General features: G+C 72.2%; 15 protein-coding genes. 7 read left to right on the forward strand and 8 right to left on the reverse strand.

Features of this window, described 5'->3' with window-relative positions:
* Positions 1–2: 2 nt before the first annotated feature.
* On the reverse strand, positions 3–521 hold the full coding sequence (locus OWR29_RS01070) for a peptidase M23 (RefSeq protein ID WP_324291217.1): 519 nt from the start codon (positions 519–521) through the stop codon (positions 3–5).
* Between the two features lie 184 nt (positions 522–705).
* Between OWR29_RS01070 and OWR29_RS01075 the strand changes: the two genes are divergently transcribed.
* Positions 706–1,569 carry a hypothetical protein gene (locus tag OWR29_RS01075; RefSeq protein ID WP_267560326.1) on the forward strand — a complete coding sequence of 288 codons (864 nt, stop codon included), beginning with the start codon at positions 706–708 and terminating at the stop codon, positions 1,567–1,569.
* Positions 1,570–1,571: 2 nt separating this feature from the next.
* Here the strand turns inward: OWR29_RS01075 and OWR29_RS01080 are convergent, their stop codons facing one another.
* Together OWR29_RS01080 and OWR29_RS01085 are read right to left on the reverse strand one after the other, a co-directional pair.
* Positions 1,572–2,321, reverse strand: a complete 750-nt coding sequence (locus tag OWR29_RS01080) for an SDR family oxidoreductase (RefSeq protein ID WP_267560327.1) — start codon at positions 2,319–2,321, stop codon at positions 1,572–1,574.
* A 2-nt stretch (positions 2,322–2,323) separates the two neighbouring features.
* Positions 2,324–3,196 (reverse strand): TIGR03620 family F420-dependent LLM class oxidoreductase, encoded by an 873-nt coding sequence (locus OWR29_RS01085; RefSeq protein ID WP_267560329.1) that lies wholly within the window; start codon positions 3,194–3,196, stop codon positions 2,324–2,326.
* Between the two features lie 256 nt (positions 3,197–3,452).
* On the opposite strand from OWR29_RS01085, the gene OWR29_RS01090 reads away from it, so the two are divergent.
* Positions 3,453–3,908 (forward strand): DoxX family protein, encoded by a 456-nt coding sequence (locus OWR29_RS01090; protein ID WP_324291209.1) that lies wholly within the window; start codon positions 3,453–3,455, stop codon positions 3,906–3,908.
* 4 nt (positions 3,909–3,912) lie between these two features.
* On the forward strand, positions 3,913–4,683 hold the full coding sequence (locus OWR29_RS01095) for a hypothetical protein (RefSeq protein WP_267560331.1): 771 nt from the start codon (positions 3,913–3,915) through the stop codon (positions 4,681–4,683).
* Between the two features lie 3 nt (positions 4,684–4,686).
* Here OWR29_RS01095 and OWR29_RS01100 read toward each other — a convergent pair whose 3' ends face one another.
* Positions 4,687–6,024, reverse strand: coding sequence for a ricin-type beta-trefoil lectin domain protein (locus tag OWR29_RS01100; RefSeq protein ID WP_267560332.1), 1,338 nt, complete (start codon positions 6,022–6,024; stop codon positions 4,687–4,689).
* A 229-nt stretch (positions 6,025–6,253) separates the two neighbouring features.
* Here OWR29_RS01100 and OWR29_RS01105 point away from each other — a divergent pair, with 229 nt between their 5' ends.
* From OWR29_RS01105 to glnII, 4 genes are all read left to right on the forward strand, one after another.
* Entirely contained in the window at positions 6,254–8,299 is a 2,046-nt protein-coding gene (locus tag OWR29_RS01105) for a S1 family peptidase (protein WP_267560334.1), read from the forward strand.
* 98 nt (positions 8,300–8,397) lie between these two features.
* Entirely contained in the window at positions 8,398–8,718 is a 321-nt protein-coding gene (locus OWR29_RS01110; RefSeq protein WP_267560335.1) for a putative quinol monooxygenase, read from the forward strand.
* A 35-nt stretch (positions 8,719–8,753) separates the two neighbouring features.
* A complete protein-coding gene (locus tag OWR29_RS01115) occupies positions 8,754–9,977 on the forward strand; it encodes a sugar porter family MFS transporter (protein ID WP_267561163.1) in 1,224 nt (407 codons plus the stop codon).
* Between the two features lie 121 nt (positions 9,978–10,098).
* The gene (gene glnII, locus OWR29_RS01120) at positions 10,099–11,127 is read left to right on the forward strand and encodes a glutamine synthetase (RefSeq protein ID WP_267560336.1); all 1,029 of its coding nucleotides are present in this window, start codon (positions 10,099–10,101) and stop codon (positions 11,125–11,127) included.
* Here the strand turns inward: glnII and OWR29_RS01125 are convergent.
* From OWR29_RS01125 to OWR29_RS01140, 4 genes are all read right to left on the reverse strand, one after another.
* Positions 11,118–13,811 carry an ATP-binding protein gene (locus OWR29_RS01125; RefSeq protein ID WP_267560337.1) on the reverse strand — a complete coding sequence of 898 codons (2,694 nt, stop codon included), beginning with the start codon at positions 13,809–13,811 and terminating at the stop codon, positions 11,118–11,120. The genes glnII and OWR29_RS01125 overlap by 10 nt on opposite strands.
* Before the next feature lie 22 nt (positions 13,812–13,833).
* On the reverse strand, positions 13,834–14,847 hold the full coding sequence (locus tag OWR29_RS01130) for a medium chain dehydrogenase/reductase family protein (protein ID WP_267560338.1): 1,014 nt from the start codon (positions 14,845–14,847) through the stop codon (positions 13,834–13,836).
* A gap of 75 nt (positions 14,848–14,922) precedes the next feature.
* The gene (locus tag OWR29_RS01135; RefSeq protein ID WP_267560339.1) at positions 14,923–16,728 is read right to left on the reverse strand and encodes a multicopper oxidase family protein; all 1,806 of its coding nucleotides are present in this window, start codon (positions 16,726–16,728) and stop codon (positions 14,923–14,925) included.
* Between the two features lie 61 nt (positions 16,729–16,789).
* Positions 16,790–17,428 (reverse strand): TetR/AcrR family transcriptional regulator, encoded by a 639-nt coding sequence (locus OWR29_RS01140; RefSeq protein WP_267560340.1) that lies wholly within the window; start codon positions 17,426–17,428, stop codon positions 16,790–16,792.
* Between the last annotated feature and the right edge of the window lie 114 nt (positions 17,429–17,542).

A 17,542-nucleotide genomic window follows, 5' to 3' on the forward strand; every position in this document is an offset into this window, starting at 1 on the left:
GGTCAGGAGCAAGGGCTGGGGCGCGGGTCACTTCCGGCGCCCCCGCTCAGCCTCTCGACCAGACGGTTGGCGGCCGGAACGTGCTTCGCGTACGCCTCCGGGTAGGCCGAGATCTGGACGGCCTGCGCGGCCTCGGTGACCCGCATCTGCTGCCAGCCGTCGGTGCGCAGCAGCTTGTCGTAGAACTTGCCGGTCTGGTACGCCGGGTCGCGCAACTGCTTGGGCGTTCCCCAGCCTTGACTGGGCCGCTGCTGGAACAGCCCGATCGAGTCGCGGTCGCCACCGCGCAGGTTACGCAGGCTCGATTCCTGCATGGCGGTGGCGACCGCGACCACCAGACCCGCGTCCGGAACCCGTCGCTGCTGCCCGATCGTGACGATGACGCGAGCGTTGGCGACCTGCTCGTTGGTCCAGTGGTCGCGAACCGGAGCCGACGACGGCTGGGCGGGGGTGCTGCACTCCGCGTCGGCCTTGAGAGCCGGACTGAGGGCGAAGCCGACCACGACGGCGGCGGTGATCACGAGCAAGGCACGCACTATGAAAATGACCTTCCGGGGTTGGGGCCCGGAGAGAGTACATGGAAGCCGGCCGATGACAACATCGACGGAACGGGCATCGGCGGCGGCCGACGTCCGCCTCTTCCCTTCTTAAGACGTATGTCTTAGGTTCGGCGCTGACCGTACGGCGCCGGCTGCAGGGGGATCCGTGCCATCACATCGCGACGATGAGCGGCCGGAGCTGTTCACCGGGGAGGACGGCTCGCGGCGGGCTCGGTGGACGTTGGGTGCTGCCGTTGCCGGCAGCCTGCTGCTGGTCGGGGTCACTGCGTTCTTCGTACGCCTGGGGAACGAGCCGGTGGGGGAGGAGCCGCCGCCGGTTTCGCTCACCGAGCCGTGGGAGCCGCCGCTCCGGTTCGAGTCGGAGCCGGCGCGGTCCGAAACGCCGTCTGTTCCGGTGGCCACCACGCCGCACGAACAGCCCGTCCGGACCCGGCCGCCCGCCCCCGTTACGAAGAAGCCGGTCGAAGCGCCGCCGGCCCTCAGCGTCACTCGGTCTTCCGTGCCCGCCGTCGTCGACCTCTCGGGGGTCGGCACTCGAGACTGGCTCCACTGGGGACTTTCGAGCCCGGAATCGGTCGACCGGCGAGCCGGTGGCTCCGGCGAGATCAAAGACCTCGTCGTCTCGGCGCCGGCCGGGCGCTACGACAACAACCCGCAGAGCTTCAGCTGGACCGTTGGCACGCCGACCGCCTCGGCCGGGCCCTCGCCTACCGGGCTGTACGTCTGTCAGCCGGGCGCAACGTTCACCATCGCCGTTGCCGCGGCCCCGGCCACCCGGACCTTGCGTCTCTACGCCGGCGTGTGGATGGCCGAGGGGCGGCTGACCGCCACCTTGGCCGGCCGGACCGTGACGGCCGAACTGGTCAACGAGCGGACCAACGGCAACGCGGTGTTCGTCCTGCGGTTCCGGGCGCCGGCCGCCGAGACGCTGCGGGTGACCTGGGCCAACGCCGTGCCGCACCACCCAACCTGCGGCAACGTCAACGTCCAGGCGGCCGCGCTGAGCTGAGCTCAGACCTGGCTGGCGCCGCCGTCCACGTAGATCTCGGCGCCGGTCATGTAGGAGCTGGTGGAGGAGGCCAGGAAGAGCACGGCGTCGGCGATCTCGTCCGGGCGGCCCAGGCGGTCCATCGGCACGCCGCTGGCCAGGCCCTTGAGCAGCTGCTCGGCCGCCTCGGGGTCGGGGGCCAGGCCGCTCAGCCCGGGCGTCGCGATCGGGCCGGGCGCGATGCTGTTGACCCGGATGCCCCGCCCGACCAGCTCGGCCGACCAGCTGCGGGCGAACGAGCGCAGGGCTGCCTTGCTGGCCGCGTAGACGCTGAACGACGCGGCGCCCTTCACGTCGATGTTGGAGCTGGTCAGGATGACCGAGGCGCCCCGGTTGAGCAGCGGCAGCACGGTCTGCACGGTGAACAGCGTGCCGCCGACGTTGGTGTTGAACGTGCTCGCGTAGTGCTCCCAGGTGATGTCGCCCAGGGCGGCGAACTCGCCGCCGCCGGCGTTGGCGAACACGATGTCCAGGCCGGCGCCGCGCTCGCGGATCGCCGCGGCCACGCGTTCCAGGTCGGCCGGGTCGGCCACGTCGGCCCGTACGCCGGTGGCGTCGGGGCCGATGGCCGCGACCGCGTCGTCCAGGGCCTGCTGCCGGCGGCCGGTCAGGAAGACGTGGGCGCCCTCGGCCGCGAGCTTCCGCGCGGCGGCCAGGCCGATGCCCGAGGTCGCGCCGGTGACCAGGGCGGTCTTGTTGTCGAGAGTGTTCATGATCAGTTCTCCTTGGTGGTGACGAGGCCGGCCAGCTCGCGCCATTGCGCCAGCGGCAGGCCGGAGGAATCGGGGGTGAGAAGGTCCAGCGCCAGGTGATCGGCGCCGGCGTCGAAGTGCTCGTCGATGCGGCGCCGTACGTCGTCGGCGGTGCCGTGCGCGACCAGGGCGTCGATGAGGCGGTCGCTGCCGCCGGGCCGCAGGTCGTCGTCTCCGAAGCCGAGGCGCCGCAGGTTGGCCTGATAGGTGGGGAAGCCGAGGAACATGCCGATGCCGGCCCGGGCGGTGGCGCGGGCGCGGGCCCGGTCGGTGTCGAGCACGACGGCCAGGTGCGGGGCGATGAACGGGGCCGCGCCGACCCGTTCGCGTTCGGCGGCCACGTAGCCGGGGGTGACCAGGAAGGGGTGCCAGCCGGCGGTGCGGGTCACGGCCAGGTCGACCATGCGCGGGCCCAGCGCGCCCAGCAGCCGCCGCGAGGTTCCGACGGCCGGGCCGAGGTCGTCGAGGTAGCGGGACATCGTGGCGACGGGGCTGCCGTACTCGAGGCCGTGGGCCCGGGCGCCGGCCGGACTGCCGATGCCCAGGCCGACCACGGTTCGCGGGCCGTGCTCGGCGTCGAGCTTCGCGACCCGGTCGGTCAGCTCGGCGGCTTGCTGGCCCCAGATGTTGAGTACGCCGGTGACCACCCGGCTGCGCGGCGCGCCGGACAGCACGTGGCCGGCGTCGTCGAGCGTGCCCGCGCCGTCCATGCCGGGCAGCCACAGCGTCCGCCAGCCGATCTCCTCCAGTCCGGCCGCGAGGTCGCCCAGTCGCGAGCGGCCGGCGTGCCGGAACCGGGTGCTCCAGAGACCGGCCCGGCCCAGTTCGTCTCTCATCGCCGCCTCCTTTTCTGTATCGGTCGGTATGTAATTAGAGAAGCTAGCACCCCGCCAGCCATTTCTGTACTGATCGGTTGGAGTCGTGCGTCACGCCCGGAGCGGGAATTCGTGCGCTCGCCGCGGCGGTTGCCTTCCCAGCCTTTGGGAGCGCTCCCATACCGCTACCAGGACATAGATGAACTTCATTGCGTACGGGTTTCCGGCGCTCTTAGCCTGCGGTCGTCCCCGTCCCCACGGTTCCCCAGGAGAAGCCATGACTCCCCACCGCTTCACCGCACCGACGTGGTCGCTGTTCCGCATCGTGGTCGGCCTGCTGTTCCTCTGTCACGGGCTCGCGTCCGTGTTCGGGGTGCTGGGCGGCAACCGCGGCACCGGGCAGCCGATCGAGCCGGGCACGTGGCCCAACTGGTACGCCGCCCTCATCCAGCTGGTGTGCGGCGCCCTGGTGCTGGCCGGCCTGGCCACGCGTCCGGCCGCGGTGCTGGCTTCCGGTTCCATGGCGTACGCGTACTTCGTCGTCCACCAGCCGCAGGGCGTCCTGCCCATCGAGAACGGCGGGGTCACGCCGGCCCTGTACGCGTGGGCCTTCCTCACCATCGCGGTGCTGGGCGCCGGGCCCTGGTCGCTCGACGCGCTCATCGCCGGGCGGCGCGGCGTGCCCGCCGTGGCCGCGAGCAACCTCCACCTGCAGCCCAGCAACGGGAGATAGAAAGATGCGCCGCCTTCTCACCATTCTCGCCGCAACAGTGATGCTCGGCGCCGGCGCAGCAAGCGCCGCCGAAGCGGGCGCCGCCGCACGCGGGTCGTGCCGTCCGGGGCTGCTCTTCTGTGAGGACTTCGAGCGGCTGCCGACCGGCGGCGCGGCCACGCTCAAGTGGGGCGTCGACACGCGCAACGGCGCGCTCACCGTGGAGCGGGCCCGCCGAGGCAACAAGGTGCTGCACGTGCGTACAGCCGGGAACGGGCACGCCTTCCTGCGGGTCGACGACTTCGCGGCGCCGGGCAACCGGTTCTTCGGGCGGATGCGGTTGCGCGTCGACGCCTTCCCGACCGCCCCCGATTGGGCGCATTTCACGCTCGTGGAGGCGACCGGCTCGGGCAGCGACGAGATCGTGCGGCCCGTCGGCGGCCAGTACGCTCCGACCGTACCGGGAACGTTCTGGGGTGTCGGGGCGGACGGCGGCCCCACCGGTGACTGGACGAACTGGCGCGAGTCGGCCCCCGTCGCCGAGGACACCTGGCAGTGCTTCGAGTGGATGCTCGACGCGAACGGCAACCGGGTGGCCGTGTGGATCGACGGCGTGGCCAACCCGGAGCTGACCGCCTCGACCACGGACCACGGCGGCAACGACGTTCCGTTCGTGCTCCCGGTCGTGGACACCGTCAAGGTGGGCTGGCAGCTCTACCAGGACGGGTCCACGCCGGGTGCGTACGACCTGTGGATCGACGATCTGGCCCTGTCGACCCGGCGACTCGGATGCTGATGGCTAACCGCGGCGCCACTTCTGGTTGGCGCCGCCGACGCAGGTCCACAGGTGTAGCAGGGCGCCGTTGTCGGGTTTCCACTCGGCGATGTCGACGCACTTGTTCGCCTGCGGGTTGACCAGGTCGCCGGCCGCGTTCAGCACGAACTGCTGAGCCGCGGTGCCGTTGCAGGTGTAGATCTGGATGGCCGCGCCGTCGTTCGTGGCGGCGTCGGCCACGTCCAGACACTTGTTGTTCTCGGTGCGCAGCGTGCCGTTGACGAACTGCCACTTCTGGTTGGTGCCGTCGGTGCAGTCCCACACGTGCACGCGCTGGCGGTCGGCGAAGTTCCAGGCCGGCACGTCGATGCACTTGTTGTTCCAGTTGCTGACGATCCGGCTGGTCGTGCCCGCCGGCGGATTGTCGGTCGAGCTCGGCGTGCAGGTGTTGTCGGCGGTGACGTTGTCGGTGTGCCTCGTGCCGGCCGCGCGGAAGGCGTTGACCCGGGCCGTCGCCTCGGCCGGGGTCAGCACCTGCTTCTTGGCGTGGAAGACGTAGTCGATGTTCTCGTGCCAGACGCTGGTGCCGCCGCTGTGCCCGGTGAGGTCGATGAACCACTGGTTGAAGTCGATCGACATGTTCTGCCGGGGATAGAACTTGCCGCCGTGCGTGCCGACGAGCTGGCCGTCGATGTAGTAGCGGACCTCGCCGTTGGCCACGGTGGCCATCACGTCGCGCCAGCCCGCGATGCTGCGGCTCTGGCTGCTGTACTGGCGGTCCTGCACCCACGGGTCGGGCTGGTACGTGTACCAGGTGGTCTGGAAGTTGGTCGGCCCGGTCGCGCCCCAGCCGCCGTTGGGCAGGTACTCGCTGAAGTCGAGCTCGCTGTAGATGGGGTCCATCGCGTAGCGCAGCGGCGAGATCGTGTAGAAGGTCTGGTTCACCAGGTCGCCGTCGGGGCCCGAGGCCGGGGTGTCGGCGAACTTGATCCGGGCGAAGTAGGTGCCCTCGAAGAACCGCCGGTCGGACAGCGACATCTCGGCGTGCGTGGTGCCGCCGGCCGTGCCGTTGGTGGTGGCCTGCAACCGGGCCACGGTCTGGCCGTCCACGACGGGGAACGAGACGTTGCCGGCCGACCAGGTGGCGCCGGGCACACCGGGGCCACCCGAGTTCGTGCGTACGTGCCACCCGCGCTGGCCGAGGGCGGGGTCCGCGGTCGAGCTGTAGGTGAAGTCGTCGAACAGCACGCCGCACGTGACCGCGGCCTGCGCGGGCGAGGACGGCGCCGCGGCCAGCCCGGCGGCGACCACGAGCGCGGCCGCGGCGGCGTGGATCGTACGGCGTATCAAGGCTTTTGCCATCGGAGTGGGGCCTCCTTGGGGGATGGGGGAGGCTCACAGCATCGCCACGGCCGTCGACGCCGGTCAATGAATTTTTTACATCCCATGGCCAAGTAGAGAAAATTATTACTGTCGACGGTGCCCGAACGTACATCGATGGTCGTTCACGCAGCGTTCACCGGCCGGGACCACCGGAACATTCATGATCATCTACTCTTGTGGGCTGGTTCCTAAACATGGGGGAAGAGTTGTGCGCACTTTGAAAGGCCGTCGAGCCGGTCTGCTCGCGGCAGCAGTGGCGTCCACGGCGCTGATCGGCGCCCCGGCGTACGGCATCGCCGGCGGGACCGAGGCCGCGGCCGGCGCCTATCCGTTCGTGGCCCAGGTCGCCGTGAGCGACAGCTTCGCCTGCACCGGATCGCTGGTCGCTCCGCAGTGGATCGTCACCGCCGCCGACTGCTTCGGTCCCGGTGCCACCGACCGGCCGGCCCAGCCCACCACCGTCACCATCGGGCGCAGCTCGCTCGCCGCCAACGCCACCGGCCGGGTCCGCGCGGTCACCAGCCTGGTTCGCCACCCCGGCGGCGCCGTCGTCCTGGCCCGCCTCGACGCGCCGGTCACCGACATCACGCCGGTCACGATTGCCACCGCCCCGCCCACGGCCGGTGAGACCCTGCGCAGCGCCGGCTACGGCCGCACGGCCACCACCTGGATCCCGGGCACGCTCAGCACCGCCGACTTCGCCGTCGACACCGTCGCCGACGCCGCCATCGACGTCACCCCGTCCGGCGACGTGTCGACGTGCAAGGGCGACGCGGGCGGTCCGCTGTTCCGGGCCGGTACCCCGGCCCAGCTGGTCGCCCTCAACGCCGCGTCCTGGCAGGGCGGCTGCCTCGGTGAGAGCGAGACCCGCCGCGGCGGCACCGGGGCCCGGCTCGACACGCTGGCCGACTGGGTCGCCCGGAACACAACCGACCCCTACCCGGGCGTGATCAGCCCGCCCAACCCCGGCTTCGAGAGCGGGCTGTCCGGCTGGGCGCAGTACGGAGCGGGCGGCAACGTCGCCTCCACCGAGCGCGTCTACGCCGGCACGAGCGCCGTGAAGATCGTGGACAGCAGCACGTCGGCCGCCGACGGGGTGGAGAGCACCCGCATGCCGGCCGCGCCCGGCATCCGCTACACGGCCGTGGCCTTCGCCAACGCCTCCAGCGGCCAGCCCGACCTCTACGTCCGCTTCCTCGACGCGAGCGGCGCCCAGATCTCGGCCGCCCTCACCACGTACTCGGCCGCCGCCGGGCAGTGGCAGCGCATGTCGACCACCGGGTTCGCGCCGGCCGGCACCGAGCAGGTCAGCGTCCTGCTCTACTCGGCGCAGGCCAAGACCACGACCGCGTACTTCGACCAGGTCGAGCTGACCCGCACGCCCGGCGTCCCGCTGATCAACGCCGGGTTCGAGAGCGGGCTGACCGGCTGGGCCCAGTACGGCGGGGGCGGCAACACGGTGTCGGCCGATTACGCGTACGAGGGAATCAATTCCGCCAAGATCGTGGACGCCAGCACCACGGCCGCCGACGGCCTGGAGGGCACCAGCCAGCCCGCCGTGCCCGGGGTCTCGTACACCGCCACCGCCCAGGTCACCGTCACCGCCGGCAAGCCGGATCTGTACCTGCGCTTCTTCAACACGGCCGGCGACGTGGTGGGCAGCTCGGCCACCGCCTTCGCCGGGAGCCTCGGCCGGTGGACCCCGATCGCCCACACCGCGACCGCGCCGGCCGGCACCGCCCGGGTGTCCGCGCTGCTCTACTACAGCCTGGTCAACACCGGCACGGCCTACTTCGACCAGATCGCGGTGGCCCGGACGGCCGACGTCGCGGTGCCCAACCACGGCTTCGAGAACGGGCTGGCCGGCTGGACGCAGTGGGGCGCCGGCGGCAACACCGCCTCGACCGAGCGGGCGTACACCGGCGCCACGTCGGCCAAGCTCGTCGACACCAGCACCGCGACCGCCACCGGCCTGGAAAGCGTGCGGCTGCCGGCCGCGCCCGGCGTCCGCTACTCCGGCCTGGCCCGGATGTTCGTCCAGTCCGGAACGCCGTCGATCTACCTGCGTTTCTACAACGCGTCGGGCGCCCTGATCACCAGCACGGCCGTCGACCACGCCGGCCCGGCCAACTCGTGGCAGTGGCTGAGGGTGGCCGCCACCGCGCCCGCCGGCACCGCCGAGGTCACGGTGCTGCTGTACTCGAAGGCCGCCTCGACCGGCACCGCCTTCGCCGACCACGTCATCGTGCAGTGACGCCCCGGAGGGCCGGCGCGGTGAACGTGCCGGCCCTCCGCCGCACCGCCTAGCATCCCGACGGGGCCCGACAGCGGCCGGAGGGAAGGGCAGGGGCGATGTTCGCACTGGTAGTACGGTTCGATTGCCGCGACGACGAGGCGGCCGCCCGCTTCGACGAGCTGACCGCCACGGCGGTGCAGCAGATCACCGAACTCGAGCCGGGCACCCTGGTCTACGCGACCGCAGCCGTCGAGGGCGAGCCCCTGGCCCGGGTCTTCTACGAGGTCTACCGGGACCGGGACGCCTTCCAGGCCCACGAGGACGCCGAGCACATGCGGCGCTTCCACGAGCTGAAGAATCCGCTGCTGACCGCCACCCGCGTCGAGTTCCTGCAGCCGGGACCCGGCAAGGGAGCCGTCTCGGGGGAGCCGGCTTAGGCGCGCCGGCTCGGGGTAACCCCGTCGGCGCTGTCATCGGGGCCCTCACCTGCAGCCGGCTGGCCGAACGGCGGGGCCGGCACGGCACCCTGCTCCTCATCGGCATCGTCTTCGTCGTCGGGTCGCTGGCCGCCTCGCTCTCACCCGATCCGATCACCCTGTCGCTCAGCCGACTGGTGCTGGGCTTCGCAGTCGGTGGCGCCACCCAGACCGCGCCCGTGTACGTGGCCGAGCTGGCGCCGACCGCCTACCGCGGGCGGCTGGTGCTCTTCTTCCAGATCGCCATCGGCGTCGGCATCGTCATCGCCACCATCACCGGCGCGGCCGAGGTCATCGACTGGCGCGTGGCGATCGGCATGGCCGCCGTGCCCGCCGCCATCATGTTCGCGCTGATGCTGAGGCTGCCGGAGAGCCCGCGCTGGCTCGCGCGAGAGGGCCACCTGGACCGGGCCCGGCAGGCGCTGGAGCGGGTGCGGCCCCAGGGCAGCGACCTGTCCGGGGAACTGCGCGAGATCGAGGACAACGCGCAGGCCGAGAAGGGGGCCGGCACCCGCGGGTGGGCCGGGCTGAAGGCGGCCTGGGTGCGGCCGGCGCTCGTGGTGGGCTGCGGGCTGGCGATCTTCACCCAGCTCTCCGGCATCGAGATGATCGTCTATTACACGCCCACGATCCTGACCGACAACGGCTTCCCGGACTCGACCGCGCTGCGGGTGTCGGTCGCCCTCGGCCTGACCTACCTGATCGCGCAGCTCATCGGCTTGTCCATCATCGACCGGGTGGGCCGGCGCCGCCTGACGCTGCTGACGCTGCCGTGCGCCGCGGTCGCGCTCATCGTGCTCGGCGCCTTCTTCGTGACCGGCCACGACGGCAAGTCGATGATCCCCTGGATCGTCGGGACCCTGATCGCCTTCATGGCCTTCACCGCCGGGGGGATCCAGCTCATGGGCTGGCTGACCGGCTCCAAGATCTATCCGCTGGCCACCCGGGCGGCGGGCGCCGCGGCGCAGTCGGCCTCGCTGTGGGGCACCAACGTGCTGATCACGCTGACGGTGCTGAGCACCATGAAGGCGATCGGCACGGGGCAGACGTTCTGGATGTACGCCGTCTTCAACCTCGTCGCGTTCGCCTTCCTCTATCGGAAGATGCCCGAGCTGACCGGCCGCAGCCTCGAGGAGATCGAGAACCGGCTGGAAGAGGGACAGTTCACCCCGGCCGCGTTCGCCCGGCGGGACTCGACGGCCGGCGTCAGGGCCGGGTGACGGCAGACACACGCTCCGAAACGTGGGCGTCACACATGAGCAATGGGCGGGAAACCGGGTGTTGCCAGGCTGGCCACGTCACCGCGCAGGCCGTACAGCTAATCCCCGGAGGATGTGGATCGTGAGCTTCAAGGCAGAGTACATCTGGATCGACGGCACCGAGCCGACGGCGAAGCTCCGCTCCAAGACGAAGATCCTGGACGACCAGGCCAAGGGGGCCGAGCTGCCGATCTGGGGCTTCGACGGCTCGTCGACCAACCAGGCCGAGGGCCACTCCTCCGACCGGGTGCTCAAGCCGGTCTTCACCTGCCCCGACCCGATCCGCGGCGGCGACCACATCCTCGTGCTGTGCGAGGTGCTGAACATCGACATGACGCCGCACGAGTCCAACACCCGGGCCGTGCTGGCCGAGGTCGCGGAGCGGTTCGCCGGGCAGGCGCCGATCTTCGGCATCGAGCAGGAGTACACGTTCTTCGACGGCGCCCGCCCGCTCGGCTTCCCGGCCGGCGGCTTCCCGGCCCCGCAGGGCGGCTACTACTGCGGTGTCGGCGCCGACGAGATCTTCGGCCGTGACGTCGTCGAGGCGCACCTGGAGAACTGCCTCAAGGCGGGCCTGACCATCTCGGGCATCAACGCCGAGGTCATGCCCGGCCAGTGGGAGTTCCAGGTCGGCCCGCTGGCGCCGCTCGAGGTGGCCGACCAGCTGTGGGTGGCCCGCTGGCTGCTCTACCGCACGGCCGAGGACTTCAAGATCTCGGCCACGCTCGACCCGAAGCCGGTGAAGGGCGACTGGAACGGCGCCGGGGCGCACACCAACTTCTCGACCAAGGCGATGCGCGAGGGCTACGACGCCATCATCACCGCGTGCGAGGCGCTGGGCGAGGGCTCGAAGCCGATGGACCACGTCAAGAACTACGGCGCCGGCATCGACGACCGCCTGACCGGCCTGCACGAGACCGCCCCGTGGAACGAGTACAGCTACGGCGTCTCCGACCGCGGCGCCTCGGTGCGCATCCCGTGGCAGGTCGAGAAGGACGGCAAGGGCTACATCGAGGACCGCCGGCCCAACGCCAACGTCGACCCGTACGTCGTGACCCGCCTCATCACCGACACCTGCTGCTCCGCCCTGGAGAAGGCCGGTCAGGCGTAGGCGTTTCCCCGCGTGGCGCCGATCAGCTCCGGGTGGTCCCGGAGCTGCCGGCGTGACGTGAGGCCGAGCTTGCGGAAGATGCTGCGCAGGTGGGCGTCGACCGTGCGCTTGCTGACGAAGAGCTGACCTGCCACCTCGTTGGAGGTGGCGCCGGCTCCGACCAGGCGGGCGACGGCCACCTCCTGCATGGTGAGTTTTTCGTACGGGTGCTCGGACCGGGAGTGCACCCGCTCGCCGGTGGCCCGCAGCTCGTCGGCCGCGCGCCGGGCGAAGCCGTCCTGCCCGGCCGTCTCGAGCAGGTCGTACGCGGTGTGCAGCTGCACCCGGCAGTCGCGGCGCCGGCCCTGGCGGCGCAGCCATTCCCCGTACAGCAGATGGGCCCGGCCCAGGTACGGCGTGAGCCGGCCGTCGGCCAGCAGGTCGACGGCCTCGCGGTAGTCGTTCTCGTTCCCGGTCACCAGCCCGCGCGCATAGGCGGCGATGCCCCGCCCGGTCGCGGTTCCGCTGGCCTCGGTGCGTTCGGCCAACGTGGCCAGGGCTTCGGCCGCGACGGCGGGCTCGTCGCAGCGGACCGCCGCCTCGACCAGTTCGGGCAGCGCCGGTCCGATTAGGAAGATGCCGCCGGGCTCGACGGCCCGGCGGGCGGCGGCCAGCGCGGCCGGGTAGTCGGCCAGCCCGTTGTGCAGGGTGGCCGCCGTCGCGTGCAGGTTGGTGACCCACCCGGCCTGGTCGGGCTCGGCTGCTATCGCCGCCGCCAGCTGGAGAAATTCGTCGCGGCGGCCGCGCTGGGCGGCCAGGTGCAGCCGGTGGTACAGCAGCGGGGCGGCGTCGGTGGCGTCGGCGACGGCCGCCTCCTCGGCGGTGGCCGCGAGGGCCTGCCCCGGATCGCCGGTCAGGACGATCGCCTCGACCGCCTTCTGGGCCAGGCCGAGCCGCAGCAGCAGCGGGGATCCGGTGGCCCGGCCCGTCTTCACCAGCCATTCGGTGATGGCGGCGTGGGTGTCCGGGTCCCACAGCTCGACGGCGACCATGGTGGCCAGCGCCGGCCGCCGGGCCCGGGTCGTGTCGTCGTCGATGGCCCGGCGCAGCAGCGGAGCGGCGGCCCGGTAGCCGTCGGTGACCAGCGCCAGCAGAGCATCCAGCAGATCGGGCGAGGCCGAGGCGGGCGCCGAGGCGCGGGCGGCCGCGACCACCTGACCGACGACACCGCCGGCCCGGCCCACGACCAGGCTCATCTCGAGGGCGTCGAGGAACCAGCCGCGGGCCCGTTGCGGGTCCAGGGTGGACAGCCGCCGGGCGGCGCTCACCATCAGCATCGGCCCGGCGCCGTCGCGATGCCGGGCGAACGCCGTGCGGCCGCGCAGCAGCTCGGCCTGCGCCCGCTGCAGCTCGCTGAGCCCGGCGTTGTCGAGCGTGGTGAGCAGGGCGATCGCCTTGTCGGTGGCCCCGGCGTCGAAACTCGCCTGGGCGGCGGCCAGGGTCCGCTCGATCCGGAGCTCCGGATCGAGCGAGAGCGCCACCGAGCGTTCGAGGAAGGCGGCCGCCGCGGCCACCCCGCCTCGGGACTGCGCACGGGCGGCACACCGGTCGAGCTGGGCCGCGACCTCGTCGTCGGGCCCGGCGCAGGCCTGGGCCCGGTGCCAGGCCTGCCGGTCGGGCGCCGTGCCGGGGTCGGTGGCGTCGGCCAGGGCGCGGTGGGCGGTGCGGCGCTCGGCGTCCCCGGCCGCCCGGTACACCGCGGAGCGGGCCAGCGGGTGGCAGAAGCTGACGCGGTGGCCGAACGCCGCCAGGCCGGTGCCGGCCGCCTCGGCGCTCGTGCTCGTCAGATCGAGGCCGAGGTGATGGGCCGCGCTCCACAGCAGGCCCGGATCGCCGGTCGGGTCGGCGCTCGCGAGGATCAGCAGCAGCCGGGCGTGGCCGGACAGGCCGGTCAGCCGGGCCCGGAAGCCGTGCTCGATCCAGGCCGGCACCGAGGAATTGTCGGGCGGCTCGAACCCGCCGGCTCGGGGCAGTTCGAGCAGGGCCAGCGGGCTGCCCTGGGCCTCGGCCACCAGCCGGTCGCGCACCTGGTCGTCCAGCGGGAACGGGCTGCGCTCGGCCAGCAGGGTACGGGCCTGGTCGTCGGTGAGGCCGCGGAGAAGCACCTCGGGCAGCTCGTCGAATTCATCGGCGCGCTCCCCGATGCGTACGGCGAAAAGCAGGGCGACCGGATCGGTGGCCAGCCGCCGGGCGAGGAACCGCAGGACCTTCGCCGACGCGCCGTCCAGCCATTGCGCGTCGTCGACCCGGCACAGCAACGGCTGCGACCGGGCGGCCGCCGACATCAGGCCGAGCACCCCCAGCCCGACCTCGAACTCGCCCGGGGTGCCCTCGGCCATCCCGAAGGCCACCCGCAGCGCGTCGCGGTGCCGGGGCGGCAGATCGTCCAGGTGCTCGAGCAGCGGCACACAGAGCTGGTGCAGGCCGGAGTACGGCAGCTCCTGCTCGAACTCCGACCCGAAGGCGTCGACCACGCGGAACGAGGGCGCGGCGCGTACGGCGTGATCCAGCAACGCCGTCTTGCCGATGCCCGCCTCGCCCCGCACCACCAGCGCCCCGCCGCGACCGTCGCGCGCCGCGGCGGTCAGCGCCTCGATGCGCCGCGTTTCGTCGAGCCGGCCGACCAGGGCCGGCGAAGTGTGCATGGCACCACCGTAGAGAACCGGATCACTCCCCGGTCAGGATGACCTTGCCCGCCACCGTGTGCGACTCGGCCAGCGCCATCGCCTCGGCCGCCCGGTTCAGCGGGAACGTCGCCGCGATCTGCGGGGTGAGCACGCCCTCGGCGAGCAGCTTGAACACCGCCGCGAGGTCTTCGTGGTGCCGCCTCTTGGAGGCGGCGGCCCAGAAGTTGTAGAAGCGGGCGCTGCGGTTGTTGGGCGACAAGTGCCACATCCACAGCTGCGAGAACAGGTTCAGGAAGGTCAGCTGGGGCGAGCCCGGGCTGTTCTTGTCGGCCGCCGTCCCGTACGAGACCAGCGTCCCGCCCTTGCGCACGAGCCGCCACGACTTCTTGAGCCCGTCCCCGCCGACGTGGTCGAACACGGCGTCCACCCCGTCCGGGGCATGGTGGGCGATTTGCGCGTACGCGTCGGGGTCGCGGTAGTCGACCGGGATCGCGCCGAGCTCGCGCACCAGGCCGTGGTGCCGGGCCGAGGCCGTGCCGACGACCGTGATGCCGGCGTGCCGGGCCAGCTGCACGAGCGTGGACCCGACACCCCCGTTCGCGCCCAGCACCACGATCGTCTGCCCGGCCCGCACTCGCGCCACCCGGTACAACATCTGATACGCGGTGACGCCGTTGACCACGACGGTCTCGGCATCGGCCGCGCCCACCCCGTCCGGCACCGCCACCAGGGCCGCCGCGTCGGTCACCAGGTGGCTGGCCCAGGCCCCGACCTTGGTGACCACCGCGAACCGCCGCCCGGCCGGCCCCGAATCCACGCCGTGGCCGGTCGCGGTCACCGTTCCGACGGCGTCGTAGCCGGGCACGAACGGGAACGGCGGCTGGCCGAAGTAGCGGCCGAGGCGCATCTGCTGCTCGGCGAACGAGACCCCGGTCGCCTCGACGCGCAGCACGACCTGGCCCGGGCCGGGCGGCGGCAGGTCACGGGTGCGGACCTGCAGGCCGCTCGGCTCGACGACGCCGGGCAGGACGATTTCGGTGGCGGTAACAGTCACCCGCCGAGTGTGTCCGGGGTCCGGTGCCGGCGGCCTCGGCGAGAGTTGCCTAATCGGCGATCGGTGACGGCCCGGCTACTCGGGCGCGTGCTCCGACGAGTACGGGGTGGTGACCCCGGCGTACGCCAAATGCATGATCATCCCGTCGGCGCCGTGCTGGAAGTTGTGGCAGTGGTCCATCCAGATGCCCGGGTTGTCGGCCCGGAACTCGATCTCGTAGACCTCGCCGCCGGCGATGTTGAGCGTGTCGGTCCACCACGGGCTGCCCGAGGCCGGCTCGCCGTTGCGGGCGAGCACCCGGACGCGATGGCCGTGCAGGTGGAACGGGTGGTTGATGATGCTGCGGCTGGCGATCCGCATCCGCACCCGGTCGCCCCGGCCGACTTCGAGGGTGGGCACGGCGGGGTAGAGGCGCCCGTTGATCAGGCTGCTGACGTACGACAACCGGCCCTGGCTGAACCCGAAGCCGTCGTCCAGCCGCAGGTCGAACGTCTTGTCGTGGCCGCCCAGCACCGGTTCCGAGCCCGAGCCGTACGTCAGGGGGTCGAACTGCCCGCCGCCGGTGTCCGGGGCTTGGCCGGCCGAGCCGTTGGGACTGAAGGTGAGCGCGGCATCCGGGCTGCCGAGCGTGACCGGGCCGGCCGGCATCGTGAAGGCGACGTCGTAGCGGCCGCCCGCCGCCAGCAGCAACTCGGTGCCCGGCTCGAGCGGGGTGGCGCCCTGCACCGCGTTGCCGTCGATCGCCGTCACCCGGAACGGGGCGCCGCTCACCCGGACGGTCTGCGGCTCCTCGGAGCTGTTGACCGCGCGGACCAGCACCTCGCGACCGGCCGGCGCGGTCTCGCCGGTGGGCCGGTCGTTGCGGTCGAGCGCGACGACGTCCCCGTCCGGCCCGGGCCAGGCGTGGGTGAACACCGTACGGTCCAGGCCTTCGAAGGTCGCCGGCTCCTCGACGATCAGGGCGCCGAACAAGCCCTTCTTGACGTTGAGCAGGCCGTCCCGGTGCGTGTGGTACCAGAAAGTGCCCGACCGGTTGGGCACGAACCGGTAGACGTGCCGCTGCCCCGGGGCGACGGCGTCCTGGGTCACGCCGGGCACGCCGTCCTCGGCGTTGGGCACGTCGACGCCGTGCCAGTGGATGGTCACGCCCTCGTCCACGTTCTCGTTGACCAGGGTGACCTCGACCAGCTGGCCCCGCTTGACCCGGAGCTGCGGGCCGGGCGAGGAGCCGTTGAAGGTCAGTCCTGCCACGGCGAGCCCGGAAGCCAGGTGCACCGACGTTCTCGCGGCGACAAATGTTTCGCGTACGGCGGGAACTTGGTCTTTCGGCCCGGCCAGCTGACCCACCGCGAGTGGCCCCGAACCGCCGTGCTCGTGCCCGTCGGCGGACGCGTCGGCCCGGCCGGCGAGCACCAGCGTGGTCGCCGGGACCAGCAGAAGCGCGACCCCCACCCACGGCAACCGGGCCAGCCGCGACGCCGATGACCGCCACCGCCCGACCGCCACCGAGAGCCAGAAGACGACCCCCAGCCCGACGGCCGACCCGGCGAGAACCAGAACGGTGTCCTGCGGAGCGAACGGCGCCAGCAGCCACCACACCGACAGCACCCCGCCCGACGCGGCGAGGTTCGCGGTCGTACGACCGGGCCGCCAGACCGCCAACGCCGCCGGAAGCAACGCCAGCGGCACCTGCACGCTCAGCCGGGAATCGGCCAGCAGCAGCCCGCCGGTCAGCAGCAGCAACGCCACGACCAACCGGCCCGCGGCCAGCCCGGCCAGCACAGACAGCCAGCGGCGGGAAGCCCGCAGCCCGGCCACGGGCGCCGCGATCAGCGTCAGAACGGCCAGCGTCAGATCTACGTAAATCAGAATTCCGTACACCGCACCACGGTGCGGCGCTCACCGGCCCGGCCGCGTCGGCAGGAACTGCCTAAGCGCACATCTAGGCAAGGTGCGGCGGGACGGGCCGGCCGGTCGGGGTGACCGGGGCGGTCAGCATGCCGGCGATGGCGTCGGCCAGGAAGTCGCCGACGGCGAGCCACTGCGGATCCGAGCCGTCGCGTTCGGCGCGGCCCTCGACGTCGGCCGCGGTCGACGTGATGATGCGGGTGATCAGCCGGGTCCGGCCGGCGACCACGGTCCGGTCCAGGTGCTTGAGGTGGGTGACCATCGAGCGCCGGATCCGCAGCTGGTCGGGCCGGTCGTCGCTGAGTTCGACGATCAGCGGGAGGGCGGCCGGGTCGTGCAGGGCCTGACCCAGGAAGCGGGCCCGCCAGCTCGGCCGGGGCAGCGCCGCCAGCACCTGCATGGACGGCATGACGAAGCTGCGCACGTCCTCCAGCACGGATTCGGTCTTCGCCGTCTTCGCCGGCCGGTGTTCCAGCACGGCGTCGAGGTGCCGCGAGATGAGGGCCCGCAACAGGCCGTCCCGCCCGCCGAAGTGGTAGCGCACCGCCGAGTGGTTGGCGTTGCCGGCCGCCTCGCCCACCCGGCGGTCGGACACCGGCGCGGTGCCGGACTCGGCGAACAACCGTTCCGCGGCGTCGAGCAGCGCGGTCCGAGCCGATTCCGACCGCGCCATCCTTCGCCTCCCGTGTCTCCCCGCGATCCTAGATACTGGCCCGGTGCCGCCGTGGAGAAGAGACCCGTGGGCGGTCGTCGTGCACCAGTGGATCCGGCAGTCGCGGGACGCCAA

This window comes from Paractinoplanes pyxinae, assembly GCF_026626335.1.
Classification (GTDB): domain Bacteria; phylum Actinomycetota; class Actinomycetes; order Mycobacteriales; family Micromonosporaceae; genus Actinoplanes; species Actinoplanes pyxinae.

Excerpts from the sequence above, each read along its gene's own strand:
- OWR29_RS01095 (WP_267560331.1), top strand. The coding sequence starts at position 3,913 with ATGCGCCGCCTTCTCACCATTCTCGCCGCAACAGTGATGCTCGGCGCC.
- OWR29_RS01100 (WP_267560332.1), bottom strand. The coding sequence starts at position 6,024 with ATGGCAAAAGCCTTGATACGCCGTACGATCCACGCCGCCGCGGCCGCG.
- OWR29_RS01090 (WP_324291209.1), top strand. The coding sequence starts at position 3,453 with ATGACTCCCCACCGCTTCACCGCACCGACGTGGTCGCTGTTCCGCATC.
- OWR29_RS01080 (WP_267560327.1), bottom strand. The coding sequence starts at position 2,321 with ATGAACACTCTCGACAACAAGACCGCCCTGGTCACCGGCGCGACCTCG.
- OWR29_RS01125 (WP_267560337.1), bottom strand. The coding sequence starts at position 13,811 with ATGCACACTTCGCCGGCCCTGGTCGGCCGGCTCGACGAAACGCGGCGC.
- OWR29_RS01140 (WP_267560340.1), bottom strand. The coding sequence starts at position 17,428 with ATGGCGCGGTCGGAATCGGCTCGGACCGCGCTGCTCGACGCCGCGGAA.
- OWR29_RS01110 (WP_267560335.1), top strand. The coding sequence starts at position 8,398 with ATGTTCGCACTGGTAGTACGGTTCGATTGCCGCGACGACGAGGCGGCC.
- OWR29_RS01085 (WP_267560329.1), bottom strand. The coding sequence starts at position 3,196 with ATGAGAGACGAACTGGGCCGGGCCGGTCTCTGGAGCACCCGGTTCCGG.